The sequence below is a fragment of the Pseudomonas sp. SG-MS2 genome, from assembly GCF_009933855.1.
Taxonomy (GTDB): Bacteria; Pseudomonadota; Gammaproteobacteria; order Pseudomonadales; family Pseudomonadaceae; genus Aquipseudomonas; species Aquipseudomonas putida_E.
Genome location: NZ_MOMO01000233.1, coordinates 57,697 through 74,119, shown reverse-complemented (window position 1 = coordinate 74,119; position 16,423 = coordinate 57,697). Strand labels below are relative to the sequence as shown.

General features: G+C 64.5%; 12 protein-coding genes. 8 read left to right on the top strand and 4 right to left on the bottom strand.

Going from position 1 to position 16,423, the window contains the following annotated elements; all coding sequences use genetic code 11:
- The 8 genes from glnE to BLX42_RS20875 form a co-directional block, all read left to right on the top strand.
- The coding region (glnE, locus tag BLX42_RS20910; RefSeq protein WP_161872527.1) for a bifunctional [glutamate--ammonia ligase]-adenylyl-L-tyrosine phosphorylase/[glutamate--ammonia-ligase] adenylyltransferase at positions 1-2,672 on the top strand (2,672 nt) is incomplete at its 5' end.
- Between the two features lie 172 nt (positions 2,673-2,844).
- Complete coding sequence (gene waaF / locus BLX42_RS20905) at positions 2,845-3,894, top strand: lipopolysaccharide heptosyltransferase II (protein ID WP_046787528.1); 1,050 nt, start codon at positions 2,845-2,847, stop codon at positions 3,892-3,894.
- The gene (gene waaC, locus BLX42_RS20900; RefSeq protein WP_046787529.1) at positions 3,895-4,953 is read left to right on the top strand and encodes a lipopolysaccharide heptosyltransferase I; all 1,059 of its coding nucleotides are present in this window, start codon (positions 3,895-3,897) and stop codon (positions 4,951-4,953) included.
- Complete coding sequence (locus BLX42_RS20895; protein ID WP_046787530.1) at positions 4,953-6,077, top strand: glycosyltransferase family 4 protein; 1,125 nt, start codon at positions 4,953-4,955, stop codon at positions 6,075-6,077. Before waaC ends, BLX42_RS20895 begins: the two co-directional genes overlap by 1 nt.
- Positions 6,074-6,880: a lipopolysaccharide core heptose(I) kinase RfaP gene (gene rfaP / locus BLX42_RS20890; RefSeq protein WP_161872526.1), complete on the top strand. Its 807-nt coding sequence runs from the start codon at positions 6,074-6,076 to the stop codon at positions 6,878-6,880. The genes BLX42_RS20895 and rfaP overlap by 4 nt, the downstream gene beginning before the upstream one ends.
- The gene (locus tag BLX42_RS20885) at positions 6,880-7,614 is read left to right on the top strand and encodes a lipopolysaccharide kinase InaA family protein (protein WP_046787532.1); all 735 of its coding nucleotides are present in this window, start codon (positions 6,880-6,882) and stop codon (positions 7,612-7,614) included. Before rfaP ends, BLX42_RS20885 begins: the two co-directional genes overlap by 1 nt.
- Entirely contained in the window at positions 7,611-8,363 is a 753-nt protein-coding gene (locus BLX42_RS20880; protein WP_119687892.1) for a lipopolysaccharide kinase InaA family protein, read from the top strand. Before BLX42_RS20885 ends, BLX42_RS20880 begins: the two co-directional genes overlap by 4 nt.
- A complete protein-coding gene (locus BLX42_RS20875) occupies positions 8,363-9,805 on the top strand; it encodes a lipopolysaccharide kinase InaA family protein (protein ID WP_161872525.1) in 1,443 nt (480 codons plus the stop codon). The genes BLX42_RS20880 and BLX42_RS20875 overlap by 1 nt, the downstream gene beginning before the upstream one ends.
- Here BLX42_RS20875 and BLX42_RS20870 read toward each other — a convergent pair.
- From BLX42_RS20870 to BLX42_RS20860, 4 genes are all read right to left on the bottom strand, one after another.
- A complete protein-coding gene (locus BLX42_RS20870) occupies positions 9,766-12,564 on the bottom strand; it encodes a dermonecrotic toxin domain-containing protein (RefSeq protein ID WP_161872524.1) in 2,799 nt (932 codons plus the stop codon). The two genes, BLX42_RS20875 and BLX42_RS20870, sit on opposite strands and share 40 nt — an antisense overlap.
- A gap of 66 nt (positions 12,565-12,630) precedes the next feature.
- Complete coding sequence (locus BLX42_RS26595) at positions 12,631-12,807, bottom strand: hypothetical protein (RefSeq protein WP_168216567.1); 177 nt, start codon at positions 12,805-12,807, stop codon at positions 12,631-12,633.
- Complete coding sequence (locus tag BLX42_RS20865; RefSeq protein WP_161872523.1) at positions 12,804-13,916, bottom strand: PepSY domain-containing protein; 1,113 nt, start codon at positions 13,914-13,916, stop codon at positions 12,804-12,806. Before BLX42_RS20865 ends, BLX42_RS26595 begins: the two co-directional genes overlap by 4 nt.
- Before the next feature lie 55 nt (positions 13,917-13,971).
- Positions 13,972-16,407 (bottom strand): TonB-dependent siderophore receptor, encoded by a 2,436-nt coding sequence (locus BLX42_RS20860; RefSeq protein ID WP_161872522.1) that lies wholly within the window; start codon positions 16,405-16,407, stop codon positions 13,972-13,974.
- Positions 16,408-16,423: the final 16 nt, after the last annotated feature.

Genomic DNA, 16,423 nt, shown 5'->3' with positions numbered 1-16,423 from the left:
GGCAGATCGCGGCAGCGACCCAGGCGGCGTCGAGTGAAGAAGAGCTGGCACGCAACCTGCGCCGCGAGCGCAACCGCCAGCAGTTGCGCATCATCTGGCGTGATATCACCCGCCAGGCCGAACTGGGCGAGACCTGTCGCGACCTGTCCGACCTTGCTGACGCGGCGATCGACGAAGCTTATCAATGGCTGTATCCGCGCCACTGCCAGCAGTTCGGTACGCCGATCGGCAACCGCAGCGGTGAACCGCAGCATATGGTGGTGCTGGGCATGGGCAAGCTGGGGGCGGTCGAGCTCAACCTGTCATCGGATATCGACCTGATCTTCGCCTTCCCTGAAGGCGGTGAGACCGAAGGGGTCAAGCGCTCGCTGGACAATCAGGAGTTCTTCACCCGCCTGGGTCAGCGCCTGATCAAGGCGCTCGACCCGGTCACCGTCGATGGCTTCGTGTTCCGCGTCGACATGCGCCTGCGCCCCTACGGCTCGGCCGGTTCGCTGGTGCTCAGCTTCAATGCCCTGGAGCAGTACTACCAAGACCAAGGCCGCGACTGGGAACGCTACGCGATGATCAAGGCGCGGGTGGTGGCCGGCGACCAGGCGGCAGGCGCGCAACTGCAGGAGATGCTGCGCCCGTTCGTGTACCGGCGTTACCTGGATTTCTCGGCGATCGAAGCGCTGCGCACCATGAAGCAGCTGATCCAGCAGGAGGTGCGGCGCAAGGGCATGTCCGAGAACATCAAGCTTGGCGCCGGTGGCATCCGTGAAGTGGAGTTCATCGCCCAGGCCTTCCAGCTGATCCATGGCGGGCGTGACCTGAGCCTGCAGCAGCGGCCATTGCTGAAAGTGCTGGCGACCCTGGAGGGCCAAGGCTACCTGCCGCCGGCGGTGGTGGCGGAGCTGCGTGAAGGCTATGAGTTCCTGCGCTATACCGAGCATGCCATCCAGGCCATTGCCGACCGCCAGACACAGATGCTGCCTGATGACGAGACCGACCGTGAGCGCGTGGCCTATATGCTCGGCTTTAGCGGCTGGCAGAGCTTCCACGACCAGTTGATGCACTGGCGCGGCCGTGTCGATTGGCACTTCCGCCAGGTCATCGCCGACCCGGATGAAGAAGAAGGCGAGGGTGACCTGGTGGTTGGCGGTGAGTGGTCGCCCTTGTGGGAGCAGGCGCAGGATGAGGAGGCCGCCGGCCGTCAGCTGGAAGAGGCCGGTTTCAAGCAGCCCGCCGAAGCCTTGCGCAGGCTTGCGGGGCTGCGTGCCAGCCCACAGTTGCGTTCTATGCAGCGCATCGGCCGTGAGCGCCTGGATGCCTTCATCCCGCGTCTGCTGGCCCAGGCGGTTGAGCATGACAACCCGGACCTGGTGCTGGAACGTGTACTGCCGCTGGTCGAAGCTGTGGCGCGGCGGTCGGCCTACCTGGTGCTGCTGACTGAAAACCCAGGGGCCTTGCGCCGCCTGCTGACCCTGTGTGCCGCCAGCCCGTGGATCGCCGAGCAGATCGCCCGTTACCCATTGCTGCTCGATGAGTTGCTCAATGAAGGCCGCCTGTTCAGCCCGCCGCTGGCGCCGGAGCTGGCCGCCGAGCTGCGCGAACGGCTGACGCGCATCCCCGAGGACGATCTTGAACAACAGATGGAGGCCTTGCGCCACTTCAAGCTGGCCCACAGCTTGCGCGTGGCAGCCTCCGAGATCAGCGGCAACCTGCCGTTGATGAAAGTCAGCGACTACCTGACCTGGCTGGCCGAAGCCATTCTCGACCAGGTGCTGGCCCTGGCCTGGCGCCAGACCGTGGCGCGCCACGGCCAGCCCAAGCGCAGCGACGGCAGCCTGTGCGACCCGGGCTTCATCATCCTCGGCTACGGCAAGGTGGGCGGCCTGGAGCTGGGCCACGGCTCGGACCTGGACCTGGTGTTCATCCACGACGGCGACCCGCAGGCGGAAACCGATGGCGCCAAGCCGATCGACAGCGCGCAGTTCTTCACGCGCCTGGGCCAGCGCATCATCCATTTGCTGACCACGCAAACCAACTCCGGCCAGCTGTATGACGTCGACATGCGTTTGCGGCCTTCGGGCGCGGCGGGGCTGCTGGTCAGCTCGCTGGGCGCGTTCGAGCGCTACCAGCAGAACGAAGCCTGGACCTGGGAGCATCAGGCCCTGGTGCGCGCCCGCGTGCTGGTGGGCTGCAAGCAGGTGGCGGCAGCGTTCGAGGGTGTGCGCGCCAAGGTTCTGGGCCAGGCCCGTGACCTGGACAAGCTGCGCAGCGAGGTCAGCGAAATGCGCGCCAAGATGCGTGACAACCTCGGCACCAAGGCCACCGCCGCGGGCACTGCGGCCAATGCCTTCGATGCAGGCGTGGCGTTCGATATCAAGCAGGATGCCGGCGGTATCGTCGATATCGAATTTATGGTGCAATACGCCGCTTTGGCCTGGTCCCACGACCATCCGGCCATACTGCGCTGGACCGATAACATTCGCATTCTGGAAGAGCTGGAGCAGGCGGGCTTGATGCCGGCCAGCGATGCGGTGTTGTTGCGTGAAGTGTACAAGGCGTTTCGCTCAGCCTCGCACCGCCAGGCCCTGCAGAAGCAGGCCGGGGTGATCGATGCGGCGCAGTTTGCCGATGAGCGTCGCGAGGTGCGGCGGATCTGGGGTGAATTGGGATTGGCATGAGATTGTTGGGGCCGCTTTGCGGCCCTTTCGCGGCGCAAGGCCGCTCCACAGGGGCCTAAAGGCCGATGTTCCACCACCGGTGTTACACTGTCCGCCACATAGCCTGAATATAAAGAGGGGAGGCCAGGCTGTACCGCAGCCTGCAGCCTCCCCGAGTTTTTCTGGACTAAGCATGAGAATACTGATCATTGGCCCCAGCTGGGTCGGCGACATGGTGATGGCGCAAACCTTGTTCCAGTGCCTGAAACAGCAGCATCCCGACTGCGTGATCGATGTGCTGGCACCCGAGTGGAGCCGGCCGATCCTTGAGCGCATGCCCCAAGTGCGTCAGGCCTTGAGCTTCCCGCTCGGCCATGGCGCGCTGGAACTGGCTACGCGCCGGCGCATCGGCAAGTCCCTGGCCGGCCAGTACGACCAGGCGATCCTGCTGCCCAACTCGCTGAAGTCGGCGCTGGTGCCGTTCTTTGCCGGCATTCCCAAACGCACCGGCTGGCGTGGCGAAATGCGCTTCGGCCTGCTCAACGATGTGCGCAAGCTGGACAAGGCGCGTTACCCGCTGATGATCGAGCGCTTCATGGCACTGGCCTATGCGCCGGGTGCCGAGCTGCCGCAGCCTTATCCGCGGCCTGAGCTGCAGATCCAGGCGCCGAGCCGTGAGGCCGCGCTGGCCAAGTTCGGCCTGGAGCTGGACCGCCCGGTGCTTGCGCTGTGCCCAGGTGCCGAGTTCGGTGAAGCCAAGCGCTGGCCGGCAGAGCACTACGCCAGCGTTGCCGACGCCATGATTCGCCAGGGCTGGCAGGTGTGGCTGTTCGGCTCGAAGAACGATCACCCGGTCGGCGAGCAGATCCGCGACCGGCTGATCCCGGGTTTGCGTGAAGAATCTTATAACCTGGCGGGCGAAACCTCGCTGGCCGAGGCGATCGACCTCATGTCCTGTGCCAACGCGGTGGTGTCCAACGACTCCGGGCTGATGCACGTGGCGGCGGCGTTGAATCGCCCGCTGGTTGCCGTCTATGGTTCGACTTCGCCGGGCTTTACCCCGCCGTTGGCCGAGCAGGTGGAAATCGTGCGCACCGGCATCGAGTGCAGCCCATGCTTCGACCGCACCTGCCGCTTCGGCCACTACAACTGCCTGCGTCTGCTGGAGCCTGGCAAAGTCATCGCCGCCCTGCACAGCCTGGGTGGGCCGAACCTGATCGATACCGTGGCCGAGGTCGAGTAAGTGCGGGTACTGATCATCAAGACCTCGTCGCTGGGTGATGTGATCCACACCCTGCCGGCGCTCACCGATGCCGCCCATGCGATCCCGGGCATCCGCTTCGACTGGGTGGTGGAAGAAGGCTTCGCCGAGATCCCCAGCTGGCACCCGGCGGTCGACCAGGTGATACCGGTGGCCATTCGGCGCTGGCGCAAGAATGTCTGGCAGACCATCAAGAGCGGCGAGTGGAAGGCGTTCAAGCAACGCGTGCGCGAGCGCAAGTACGACCTGGTGATCGATGCCCAGGGGTTGGTCAAGTCGGCCTGGCTGACCCGCTACGTCAAGGCGCCGGTGGCCGGCCTGGACCGTTACTCGGCGCGTGAAGGCTTGGCCAGCCGCTTCTATGACCGGCGCCTTTCGGTCGCCGTCGGCCAGCATGCGGTAGAGCGCGTGCGCCAGCTGTTCGCCATGGCGCTGGCCTATGACCTGCCCGAAGGCATCGGCAACTACGGCCTGGACCTGGAGCGCCTGCAACTGCCCCCGGCGGCGCCGTATGTGGTGTTTCTGCACGGCACTACCTGGGCGACCAAGCACTGGCCCGAGGCCTATTGGCGAGAGCTGGCTGAACGGCTGGGCCGCAGCAGGCTGCAGGTATGCCTGCCATGGGGCAACCAGGCCGAGAAAGACCGCGCCGAGCGTATTGCCCAAGGCTTGAACAACTGCCAGGTGCTCCCCAGATTGAACCTTGCCGGCGTCGCCCGCGTGCTGGCGGCGGCAAAGGCCTGTGTGGCGGTGGACACAGGGCTGGGCCACTTGGCCGCAGCGCTGGATGTGCCGACCATTTCGCTGTTCGGCCCGACCAACCCGGGCCTGACTGGCGCCTATGGCCGTGTGCAGGTGCACCAGGCCAGCGATTTCCCCTGTGCACCGTGCCTGCAGAAAAAGTGCACCTACAAACCGAGCGCCGACGACCTGCGCCGGTTCGATCTCAAACGCGAGTGGCCATTGTGCTTCACTCGCCTGAATCCAGAGCATGTGGCGAGCCGCTTGAGCGCGTTGCTGCTGGCTGAGGATGTCCGTTGATGCAACTGGCTTTCGTGCTTTACAAATATTTCCCCTTCGGCGGGCTGCAGCGCGATTTCATGCGCATTGCCCTGGAATGCCAGAAGCGGGGCCACCAGATCCGTGTCTACACGCTGATCTGGGAAGGCGACATTCCGCCCGGTTTCGAAGTGCTGGTGGCGCCGGTCAAGGCGCTGTTCAATCACCGTCGCAACGAAAAACTCACTGCCTGGATGGAAGCCGATCTGGCCAAGCGCCCGGTAGACCGGTTGATCGGCTTCAACAAGATGCCGGGCCTGGACGTGTATTACGCGGCCGACGCCTGTTTCGAGGACAAGGCCCAGACCTTGCGTGGCGGCCTTTACCGCCGCTGGGGCCGCTACCGGCACTTTGCCGAGTACGAGCGGGCTGTGTTCGCCAAGGATGCGCGCACTGAGATATTGATGATTTCAGAGGTGCAGCAACCGCTGTTCATCAAGCATTACGGCACCCCTGTCGAGCGCTTTCACCTGTTGCCGCCCGGCATTTCCCAGGACCGCCGCGCACCGGCCAATGCCGCCGAGATCCGCGCGGAGTTTCGCAAGGAGTTCAACCTGGGCGATGACGACCTGCTGCTGGTACAGATCGGCTCGGGCTTCAAGACCAAGGGCCTCGACCGCAGCCTCAAGGCCCTGGCCGCGCTGCCAGCGTCTCTGCGCAAGCGCACCCGGCTGATGGTCATCGGCCAGGACGACCCCAAGGTGTTCCAGCTGCAGAGCGCAGCCTTGGGCCTGGGCGAACAGGTGCAGTTCCTCAAGGGCCGCAGTGATATCCCGCGCTTCCTGTTGGGTGCCGACCTGCTGATCCACCCGGCCTACAACGAGAACACCGGTACGGTGTTGCTCGAGGCGCTGGTGGCTGGCTTGCCGGTGCTGGTTTCCAAAGTTTGCGGCTACGCCCATTACATTGCCGAGGCCGACAGCGGCCTGGTGCTGGACGAGCCGTTCGAGCAGGAACAGCTCAACGGCTACCTGCAGCGCATGCTCGAAGCGCCAGAGGCGCGTGCCGAGTGGTCGCGCAACGGGCTGGCCTTTGCCGAAACCGCCGACCTTTACAGCATGCCGCAGCACGCTGCCGACGTGATTCTGGGGCAGGAGAGCGCATGAAGCTGATCCTGGCCGAACCGTTCAAGCGCCTGTGGGCCGGGCGTGATGCCTTCGATGCCGTGGAAGCCCTGCAAGGCGAGGTGTACCGAGAGCTGGAAGGCCGCCGCACGCTGCGCACCGAGGTCGATGGCGAAGGTTTCTTCGTCAAGATCCACCGTGGCATCGGCTGGGGCGAAATCTTCAAGAACCTGCTCACCGCCAAGCTTCCGGTGCTGGGTGCCGGGCAGGAATGGCGGGCCATCGAGCGCCTGCATGAAGTCGGCGTGCCGACCATGACTGCAGTGGCCTATGGCGAGCGTGGCAGCAACCCGGCCACGCAGCACTCGTTCATCGTCACCGAAGAACTGGCGCCGACCATCAGCCTGGAAGACTTCAGCATCGACTGGGTCAAGCAACCGCCTGAGCCGGCGCTCAAGCGCGCGCTGATCGCCGAAGTGGCGAAGATGACCGGCGGCATGCACCGCGCCGGGGTCAACCACCGTGACTGCTACATCTGCCACTTTCTGCTGCACACCGACCGCCCGGTGACGGCGCAAGACTTCAAATTGTCGGTAATCGACCTGCACCGCGCCCAGACCAGGGCGACAATCAGCAGCCGCTGGCGGGACAAGGACCTGGCCGCGCTGTACTTCTCGGCGCTGGATATCGGCCTGACCCGGCGCGACAAGCTGCGTTTCCTGCGCGGTTACTTCCAGCGCCCGCTGCGTCAGATCCTCAGCGAGGAGGCCGCGCTGCTGGCCTGGCTCGACCGCAAGGCGCAGAAACTCTACGATCGCAAGCAACGCTATGGGGACGCACTCTGATGGCGGGCTGGACACTGGCGCCAGGCTACGAACACCTGGCGGCGGACTTCGGCAGCCTTGATGCGGTGTTTGCCCTGCAGGGTGAACGCCTGACCCGTGACCCGCTCAGCGAGGTGGTCCGCGTCGAGCGTGGCGGGGTCAACTATTACGTCAAGCGGTACACCGGTGCCGGCAAGCACATGCGCCGTTACCTGGGCCGGCCGCGCATCAAGGCCGAATGGCAGAACCTCAAGCAGTTCGCCAAATGGGACATCCCGACCGCTGAAGTTGTGGCCTGGGGCCTGGAGCGCAATGGCCTGGCATTTGGCCGCGGCGCGATGATCACCCGCGAGCTACCGCGCACCGAAGACCTGTCGGTGCTGGCTGAGCGCAATGATCCGCGCCTGGCTGATCGTGCCTGGGTCGACCACATCAGCCGACAGCTGGCGCGCCATACCCGGGTCATGCACGAACACCGTTTCGCCCACAACGACCTCAAGTGGCGCAACCTGTTGGTCGATGACCAGGGCACGCTATTCTTCATCGACTGCCCGACCGGTGACTTCTGGCGCGGCTTCATGTGGCGCCACCGGCTGATCAAGGACCTGGCATGCCTGGACAAGGTCGCCAAATACCACCTGACGGCGACCCAGCGCCTGCGCTTCTATTTGCAGTACCGCGGGCGCCAGCGCCTGAATGCGCGCGACAAGCGCCGGGTCCGTCAGGTACTGAGCTTCTTCGAGGGAAGGGAATGACCGATTACCTGGCCAGCGCGGACCTCGCGCTGCTCAAACGCCATGGCCTGAATGACTTCGAGGCGCTGTGGGCACTGCAGCTCGATGCCGTGGACGAACCCAACACTGGCCGTGGCGGCTGGAGCAGCGTCTATCGCCTGGAGCTCGAGGGCAAAGGGTATTACCTCAAGCGCCAGAGCGACTACCTGACCCGCACCTTGCATCGCCCTTTTGGCGAGCCGACCTTCGCCCGTGAGTTCCGCAACATCAGCCGTTACCAGAAGCTGCATATCCCGGCCCTGCAGGCGGTGTTCTACGGTGAGCGCAAGCATGCAGGCCAGCACCGGGCGATACTGCTGACACGTGCCCTGGATGACTGGAGCGACCTGGAAAGCCTGCTGGGCCAGTGGCCGCAGCTCAGTGACCCTGAGCGCAACGGCATCCTCCAGGCCTGTGGCCAGCTGGCGCGCACGCTGCACAGCGCCGGCCAGGTGCACGGCTGCTTCTACCCCAAGCATATCTTCCTGCGCCAACGCCGCGAAGGCTGGGACGCGCAATTGATCGACCTGGAGAAGACCCGGCCGCTGTTGTTCGGCATGCGTGACCGCCTGAAGGATCTGGAGCCGCTGCTGCGCCGTGCCCGCGCCTGGAACGAGGTGAACGTGCGCGCGCTGCTTGCCACCTATCTTGCCCAGCCGGCCGACAGCGTGCTGGTTGGCACCTGGTTGCAACGCCTGACGCAACGCCGTCGTGAAAAAGAGGCCCGCTGATGCGTTTGTCTGAATTGAAAGATGCCGGGCGCAGCCCTTCACTGCCGCTCTCGGTCAGCTTGGCCGACGCCGCTGGCAACGCCGAACTGCAGCTGCTCAGCCTGCTGCGCGTATTGCCGGGCCAGCGCTATGTCGGTGCCGGTGTATGGCGCGGTACGCCGGTGTTGGCCAAGTTGCTGGTAGGCGGCAATGCTGCGCGCCATTTTCAGCGTGAGCTGGAGGGTGTGAAGTTGCTGGCCGAACAGGGCCTGACCACGCCAAGGCTGCTTGCCGACGGGCTCAAGGAAGGTGAGGGTGGCTGGCTGCTGTTCGAGTTCCTCGACGGCGCCGAAAGCCTGGCCGATGCCTGGGACAAGGTGGCGAACCTGCAGGTGCTGGCCGACGAACAGCACCTGGTGCTGGGCGAAGCCCTGACCGCGGTGGCGCAGATGCATGCCAAGGGCCTATGGCAGGAAGATTTGCACCTGGACAACCTGTTGCGCCACGGCGGCAAGCTGTACCTGATCGATGGCGCCGGCATCAAGGCCGAAACGCCGGGCCAGCAACTGTCGCGCCCGCGTGTGCTGGAAAACCTCGGGGTGTTCTTCGCTCAGTTGCCCAAGCGCCTGGAGCCATTCATCGAAGAGCTGCTGGTGCATTACCTGCTGGCCAATGCCGAGCACGCGTTGCCGATGGAAGCGTTGCAGAAACAGGTGGACAAGGTGCGCACCTGGCGCCTCAGGGATTACCTGGAGAAGGCCGGGCGCGAATGCACGCTGTTCAGCGTCGAGCGCAGCCTTTCGGGCTTGCGGGCGATTCGCCGCGGCGAAGTCCTGGCCATGCTGCCGGTACTGGAACAGGCCGATACCTTGATCGACCAGGGCCACCTGTACAAGACAGGCGGGGCGGCCAGCGTGGCGCGTGTCGAGGTGGGTGGGCGCTCACTGGTACTCAAGCGCTACAACATCAAGAACACCGCGCACTGGCTCAAGCGGTTCTGGCGCCCGAGCCGGGCCTGGCACTCCTGGATTGAAGGCCACCGCCTGGAGTTCCTGGGCTTCGCCACGCCGCGCCCGTTGGCGGTGCTGGAGCAGCGCGTCATGGGCCTGCGCAGCCGGGCGTACCTGGTCACTGAACATGTCGATGGCCCGGACCTGACCGCGTGCTTCGCGCCTTATGTGGAAAGCGGCGAGGTGCCTGAAGAGCAAGTCGATGCCTTGGTGGAGCTGATGCAGCAACTGATCCGCGAGCGTATCAGCCACGGCGACTTCAAGGGCCACAACCTGTTCTGGCACGACGGCCAATGGTCATTGATCGACCTCGACGCCATGTGCCAGCACGCCACCGGGCTCAGCTTTGCCCCGGCCTACGCCCGTGATCGGGCGCGGCTGCTGCGCAACTGGCCGAGCAGCAGTGCCTTGCATCAGCGGCTCGACCGGTTGTTGCCACGGCTCGGTGAGTAGTCATCCGGCAGCGCCAGCCAATCGCTGCTGCGCCCTGCCTGGCGCACGCGGATGCGCCACTGCCGGTCTTGCCAGCGCAGGATCGCCCACGGCACCACGCCGGCTTCCCGGGCGTGCGGAATCAACAGGTGGTAGCGCCCGGCGAGCAGGTGCGCACGCACTGGCAGTTGCCCGGCAGGGGTTTGCAGATAAAGCTGGTCGTCTGCCCGACACAGCCCTGCCAGCGTGCCCACCGCCTCACCTGCCAACGGTGGTTGCAGGCGGCAGCTAGCCAGCAATTGCGGCAGATCGGGCAAGCCGTCGTACCACAGCACCGGTGAGTCGATGACCCAATTGCCATTGGCCAGGCGTTTGACCGGCTGCTGCAGGTAAGCGTCGGGTTGGGTCGGGTCGATGACCCGCCAACGGTGGCCGTCGAATGAGACCTTGTAATACCGGCCGTGGGCGTCCTGGATGAAATACTGGGTCAACCCTTCGAATGCTGATGCTTTTTCAAAGACGCCTTCACCGTGCACACCGTCAATGCTGTAGCGCAGGTGCTCGAGCGCAGGCGTGATGCTGTAGCGCGCGGGCAGTGGCAGCGGTGGTTGCGTCGGCATGCCCCGCATCATGCGGCGCATCAGGCCGGTGCTGACCGCGCTGGTACCAGCGTCGTTGGCATAGCTCAGGGCGTTGTACGTATGGGTCAGCACGCCGTTGATATCATCCTCGCTGAAGGCTTTCAGGCCATCCCAGGTTTCGATCACCATGCGTCCCAGGGCCAGGGGAACCTGTACAGGGGCAGGCAGCCCCAGGCTGATCAGGTCGAGCAGGCGCCATACCAGATCGATGCCCTGCTGAAGATCTGCCTCCCCGGTGGTGCGGCTCTGGGCATCGACCACTGCCAACCAGCCGCGCACCGCTGCCATGTAGTAGGCGAAGAACAGCTCTTCCTCAATTGCCGGGGTGCGCAGTGCGGGGCCGAGCCGGCCCTTGCTGAGTAGTTTATCGATGCGTACAGGTGCCAGCAGGGGCAGGCGGCTCGCCACGTAGGTGCGCAGGGCGGGTTGTTTGCGCAGCAACCGCATCAGTTCGCGGGCATTGCTCAGCCCGCGCCAGGCGCGGCGGTCGGGTGCGTCCGGTGTGTACAGGATGAAAGCGCCTGTGCCGGAGCCTTCGGCATTGATCAGCAGAACGCCTTGCAGGGTATGGCCATGGATCGTCAATTGCCGCACGGTGATGCGCTGGTTGTCCACCGCTGGGCGCAGCGCGTTGTGCGGGTAGTCCAGTACCTGCCGTACCCAACGGTAGCCTTGTTCACCCAAGGCGCTAAGGTGCCCGGCATAACGCGCCTTGGCTGCCTCGGCGCGCATGCGGGCTCGGTTGATCAGGGCATGGGCATTGAGCCTCCAGCCCGCGACCGGGGAGTCGATCAATTGGGTCTTCAGGTAGGCCTCATAGCTGCCGCCGACATTCAGGTGCCTGATCATCGCTTTGATGTAGGCCGGGTTCAGCGCTTCGGGTAGCGGCTTGTCGTGACGGTGTGTTACGCGGGCGGTGAGCCAATAGTCGTAGTCGAACCAGTTCAGGTTGCGCAGTGCCAGTTCGTCCAACGGATAGCTCTCCCTGGTCAGCTCGACCAACTGCCCGCCGACGTGCTCCAAACCTCGCCAGGTTACGTAGCTCGAAGGGTTGAAGGGGTTCAACTGCGGACCTGCCTGACGGCTGTGCACAACATGAACCATGATGTCGGCGGCGGCGTAGCGCAGGCCATGATCGTGGCGCAAGCGTTCCTCTACGCGCGCGCGGGCCCAGCCCTGCAAGCTGCGCTGCTCGCGGAACTGCGCCAGGGTGAGGATGCCCGGCGCGGCGATGCGATTGCCGGCGGCGACTAGTTTTTGCATGGTCTGCATGATGTGCGTAAGCGCCTGGGGCCCTGCGGTGCTCAACCAGTTGGGCAGGTTTTTTTCCAGCAGCAGGCCGTAGCGCGTGTCGAGCAACGCTTGTTTGCCGACTTCGGCTTCCAGTGACAGGGCATTGTGCAGCGCCTCGGCGGCGGGTGCCAGGGCGCCATGGGCGCTTGCCCAGGCGTGGTTGACACGCAGGCGCTGCGCTTCGATCAGGGTGTCGACTTGGGCTTGCACCGGGTCATCGGCATACCATTCGTAGCGCAGGCGGTCGGCCTTGGCGGCGTTCTCTATACGTTCGGCATCGACCAGCAGGCGCAGCAGTGGCGGGCCCTGCAGCGGGTCGTCGAGGCGCTCGCACAGCTCAAGGTGCAAGCCGGCCAGCGAGGCGTAGGCTTCGATGCCTTGGGTCAGGCCGCACAGCAACGCCGGCCCGCGGGCCTGCTCCGGGGTGAGCTCGGCAGCCTCGTCGTTACCGGTGATGACCACGAACATGCCTGGCAGCACCGCTCGGCTGTGGGGCTGGCTACGGCTGAGGACCAGGCGGTACACCTGGGCACGTGTGGCCATCGCTTGGGGCCGGCGTTGCCAGGCGTTGGGCAGGTCCAGGCACAGGCTCAGGGCATCGGCCTGGGGGGTGGGCAAGGTCCGGTCGCCCTGGCGCAGGGTCAACTCGGCATGCATCAGGGCGCGGCGCAGATCGCACAGGCGGACCCTGCGCGAGCGGCCCTGGGGGTCGCAGGCTGCCCAGTATTCAGCCAGTTCGCCTTGTAGCTGCTGACGGGTGAGCCCCGGCCGGTCGGGGCTTGGCAATTGTGCCAGCAGGGCGATGATCTGGTGGTCGACGAATTCGATACGTTCCAGCGGTAGCATGTTGCGCTCCTTCGGTCAGGGAGGCGCAACGTTAGGGCCCTGGGCAAGGACCGAAGCGGTAGCCGGTTATCGCCGGTACAACCCGCGCAGGCTGAGGATGACGGGCACGCCCAGGCCCAGCCAGGCCAGGGCATCCCACGCACCGTCACCCAGCAAGGCGGCAAACAGGCCGGCGGCACCGAGCAGGCCGATGGCGGCCGGCCAGGTGAAGATGCGCAGGGTCGGTTGCGATTTGTGGCTCATGCCCGCGCCTCCCGGGGTTTGCGCTGTTTGCCCCACCACAGGTAAAGGCCGCTGCCGAGCACGATGATGGTCAACACATCGAGCACTGCCCAGAGGATCTGCATCGGACGCCCGCCGTAATCGCCAAAGTGCAGTGGCTGCGAGAGGCCCATGGCGTCCATGTACCAGGGGCGTTCGCCCACTGCCGTCACCTGCAGGCTGCGCGCATCGATCAGCACGGGCGTGAGCAGGTGCGATGTCAGGTGGGTGGCGCCTTTCATGAACACGGCGTAGTGGTGCTCGCTGGAGAACCGCGTGCCGGGGAAGGCGATGAAGTCCGGGCGCATGCCGGGTGCGGCCTGCTCGGCGATGTCCAGCAGGCGGCTGGCCGGTGCACGCTCGGTGAGTGGCGGGGCGTCACGGTAGGGCGCGACCATTGCGGCCAGGCTGTCGTTGCGCCAGGCGGCGATGACCAGGTCGGACAGGGCGCTGATGACCCCGGTTACACCGACGGTCAGCGCCCAGGCCAGTGTCACCACCCCGATCAGGTTGTGCAGGTCGAGCCAGCGCAGGCGGCGGGATTTTTCGTGGCGCACCGTGGCGAATTGCAGGCGGCGCATGAACGGTGCGTAGAGCACTGTGCCGGAGATGATCGCGACAACGAACAGCACACCCATGAACGCCAGCAGCAGCTTGCCGGGCAGCCCGGCGAACATGTCGACGTGCAGGCGCAGCATGATCATCATGAAACCGCCGTTGGCGGCCGGCATGGCGACGGCTTCGCCGGTGCGGGCGTCGAGCATGAAGGTGTGTGACGAATTGGGTTCGGTGCCGGCAGTGGCAGCGGTGATCGCCACCACGCCGTTGTGTTCGTCTTCGTCATAGCCGAAGTACTGCATCACCTCGCCGGGACGATGCTGCTCGGCCTTGAGCACCAGCTGTTGCAGGTCCAGGTGCGGGGTGCCTGCAGGCATCTCGCGCAGCTTTGGTGCGTCGCCGAGCAGGTGTTCGATTTCGTGGTGGAAGATCAGCGGCAGGCCGGTGAGGGCCAGTAACAGCAGGAACAGGGTGCAGACCAGGCTGCTCCAGGTGTGAATCACGGACCAGCGGCGGATGGTTTGGCTTTTCATCACGATACCGAATGTGCCTGATGGAACCTGGGGCCGCACAGCGGCCCCGATTCGCTCAGAACTTATAATTGACGCTGGCCACTACGTTGCGTTCGTCGCCGTAGTAGCAGTAGTAACCGTCACAAGTCGACAGGTAATCCTTGTTGAACAGGTTCTTCGCATCTACGGCAACGGTCACGCCCTTGAGGGTTGGGTTCAGGCGGCCCAAGTCGTAATGCACCGAGGCATCGTAGACGGTGTATGAGCCCACATGGCCCCAGTCGGTATTGGTGGTGTTGCCATAGGTGTCACCCACATAGCGCACACCGACGCCCACGCCAAAGCCATCGAGCGCACCTTCGTGCCAGGTGTAGTCGGCCCAGGCAGTGGCCTGGTTACGAGGGACCTGGGCCATGCGCTTGCCCTTCTCACCGTCGTTGCCTTTGGTGATCTCGCTGTCGTTATAGGTGTAGGAACCGATCAATTTCAGGTTCTTGGTTACATCCGATGTGGCTTCAAGCTCCAGGCCTTTGACGCGAACTTCACCTACTTGGCGAGTCACACCGCCCTCGGTTACCGACATGTTTTCTTGGGTCAGGTCGAATACCGCTGCGCTAAGCAGTGTCTTGCTGCCAGGGGGCTGGTACTTGATGCCCAGTTCGTACTGTTTGCCTTCGGTAGGTTTAAAAGCATCGGTGCTGTTCACTGCGGCACCGGTTGCGGCCTGGAACGACTCGGCATACGAGAAGTACGGGGTAATGCCGTTGTCGAAAACGTAGCTCAGTGCTGCGTTACCGCTGAATTTCTTGTCACGCTGGGTATTGGTGGCGTCGCCCTGATTGTGGAAGGTGGTGCCGGTGTGTACCCAGTCTTCACGGCCGCCCAAGGTCAGGCGCCAGTTGTTCAGGGCCATCTGATCCTGGACATACAGACCGGTCTGCTGGGTTTTCTGATCGTAGTCATACATGTCGAAGTACTGGACGTTCGAGAAATCCTGGCCGTAGATCGGGTTGTGGATATTGCTTGGCGGTACGCCGGCCGAACCCCAGCGCCAGCGGGCATTGCTGTCCGAACGTTGGTGATCGAGCCCCAGCAGCAGGGTATGGGTGACCATGCCAGTCTGGAAGTCCGCTTGGAAGTTGTTATCCACTGCGAACTGGGAGATGTCTTCCTCGACGATGCCGGCGGTGCGTTGCACCGTGCCATCGGCGCTGACTGCTTCGTCCGGGCCTGCCGGCCAGATCGAACCGCCGGCGGTGATGCCCTTGAAGTCCAGCTCGTTGCGCGCGTAACGCAGGTTCTGGCGGAACTGCCATGTGTCGTTCAGGCGGGTCTCGAACGCGTAGCCCAAATGATAGTAAGTGCGGTCGTAGGATTCCCAGTCCGGGTCGCCCAGGTTCTTGTGGTGGGAGATCTTGCCTGCAGGACTGTCCAGTTTGGTGCCCTGCAAGGGAAGGAACTGGCCGGTGATACCGGTATCGTCGCGGGTGTACTGGGTAATGAACGTCAGTTTGGTGTCGTCATTGATGTTCCAGGTCAAGCTGGGTGCGATGTTGTAGCGCTTGTCCGGAATATGATCGATCGGTGTGCCGCTGTCGCGCACGGTACCGCTCACACGGTAGAGAAACCGTCCCGCGTCATCGATCTTGCCAGTGCTGTCGAAGTTGATCTGTTTGTGGTTGTTGCTGCCAACCTGGGCTTCAACTTCGTGGCTGCTTTCAAAATCCGGGCGGCGGCTGGTCATGTCCAGCAAGCCGCCGGGAGGGGTCTGGCCGTAGACGGAAGAGGCCGGGCCACGCAGTACCGCGATGCGCTCCAGGTTCCAGGGCTCTATTTTCGGCGACGCATAGTTACCCTTTGGCAATGGCAGACCGTCAAGAAACTGGGTGGGCACGAAGCCGCGCACCAACAGCCAGTCGCTGCGCGAGTCGGAGCCGTAGCCGCTGCTCTGTACGCCAGCGGTGTAGCGCAAGGCGTCGTTGAGATTGAGGACCGGGCGGTCTTCCATCTGCTGGCGGGTGATCACCGTCACCGAACGTGGTAGTTCGGCAATGGCTGTGTCTGTCTTGGTGCCAGCGGCGGTGCGTGTTGCCGTGTAGCCGTCAACCGGGCCCCAGGCGCTTTCGTACGATGCATTGGCATTGATCGCGGTCTCGGGCAACGCCAGAGTGCCATCAGGAACAGCCACCAGGCTGTAGCTGCCGACAGTGCTCTGCTGCAGCTGCAGGCCGGTACCGAGCAGGGCGGCCTGCAGGGCGCCGAGGCCGTCGAACTGGCCGTTGACCGGCGCCGAGTTTCGGCCGCTGACCAGTGCCGGGTCAATGGCCAGGGCGATGCCCGACTGGCTGGCGATCTGGTTCAGGGTGGTGGCCAGCGGGGCGCTGGGCAGGTCGTAGGCACGCTGTGCGGACTGCTCGGCGGCGAACAGGGCAGGGCTGGCCAACGGGGCAGCCAGGGCGATGGCCAAGGCCATCAGGCTGGGGCGCAGGATACGATCAACGGCACGGGACATGCAGCGGTTCCTCGAC

What these genes read in the sequence shown, in the direction of transcription:
- BLX42_RS20875 (WP_161872525.1), top strand. Translation starts at nt 8,363, where the DNA reads ATGCGTTTGTCTGAATTGAAAGATGCCGGGCGCAGCCCTTCACTGCCG.
- BLX42_RS26595 (WP_168216567.1), bottom strand. Translation starts at nt 12,807, where the DNA reads ATGAGCCACAAATCGCAACCGACCCTGCGCATCTTCACCTGGCCGGCC.
- BLX42_RS20885 (WP_046787532.1), top strand. Translation starts at nt 6,880, where the DNA reads ATGGCGGGCTGGACACTGGCGCCAGGCTACGAACACCTGGCGGCGGAC.
- BLX42_RS20880 (WP_119687892.1), top strand. Translation starts at nt 7,611, where the DNA reads ATGACCGATTACCTGGCCAGCGCGGACCTCGCGCTGCTCAAACGCCAT.
- BLX42_RS20865 (WP_161872523.1), bottom strand. Translation starts at nt 13,916, where the DNA reads ATGAAAAGCCAAACCATCCGCCGCTGGTCCGTGATTCACACCTGGAGC.
- rfaP (WP_161872526.1), top strand. Translation starts at nt 6,074, where the DNA reads ATGAAGCTGATCCTGGCCGAACCGTTCAAGCGCCTGTGGGCCGGGCGT.
- BLX42_RS20870 (WP_161872524.1), bottom strand. Translation starts at nt 12,564, where the DNA reads ATGCTACCGCTGGAACGTATCGAATTCGTCGACCACCAGATCATCGCC.
- BLX42_RS20895 (WP_046787530.1), top strand. Translation starts at nt 4,953, where the DNA reads ATGCAACTGGCTTTCGTGCTTTACAAATATTTCCCCTTCGGCGGGCTG.
- BLX42_RS20860 (WP_161872522.1), bottom strand. Translation starts at nt 16,407, where the DNA reads ATGTCCCGTGCCGTTGATCGTATCCTGCGCCCCAGCCTGATGGCCTTG.
- waaF (WP_046787528.1), top strand. Translation starts at nt 2,845, where the DNA reads ATGAGAATACTGATCATTGGCCCCAGCTGGGTCGGCGACATGGTGATG.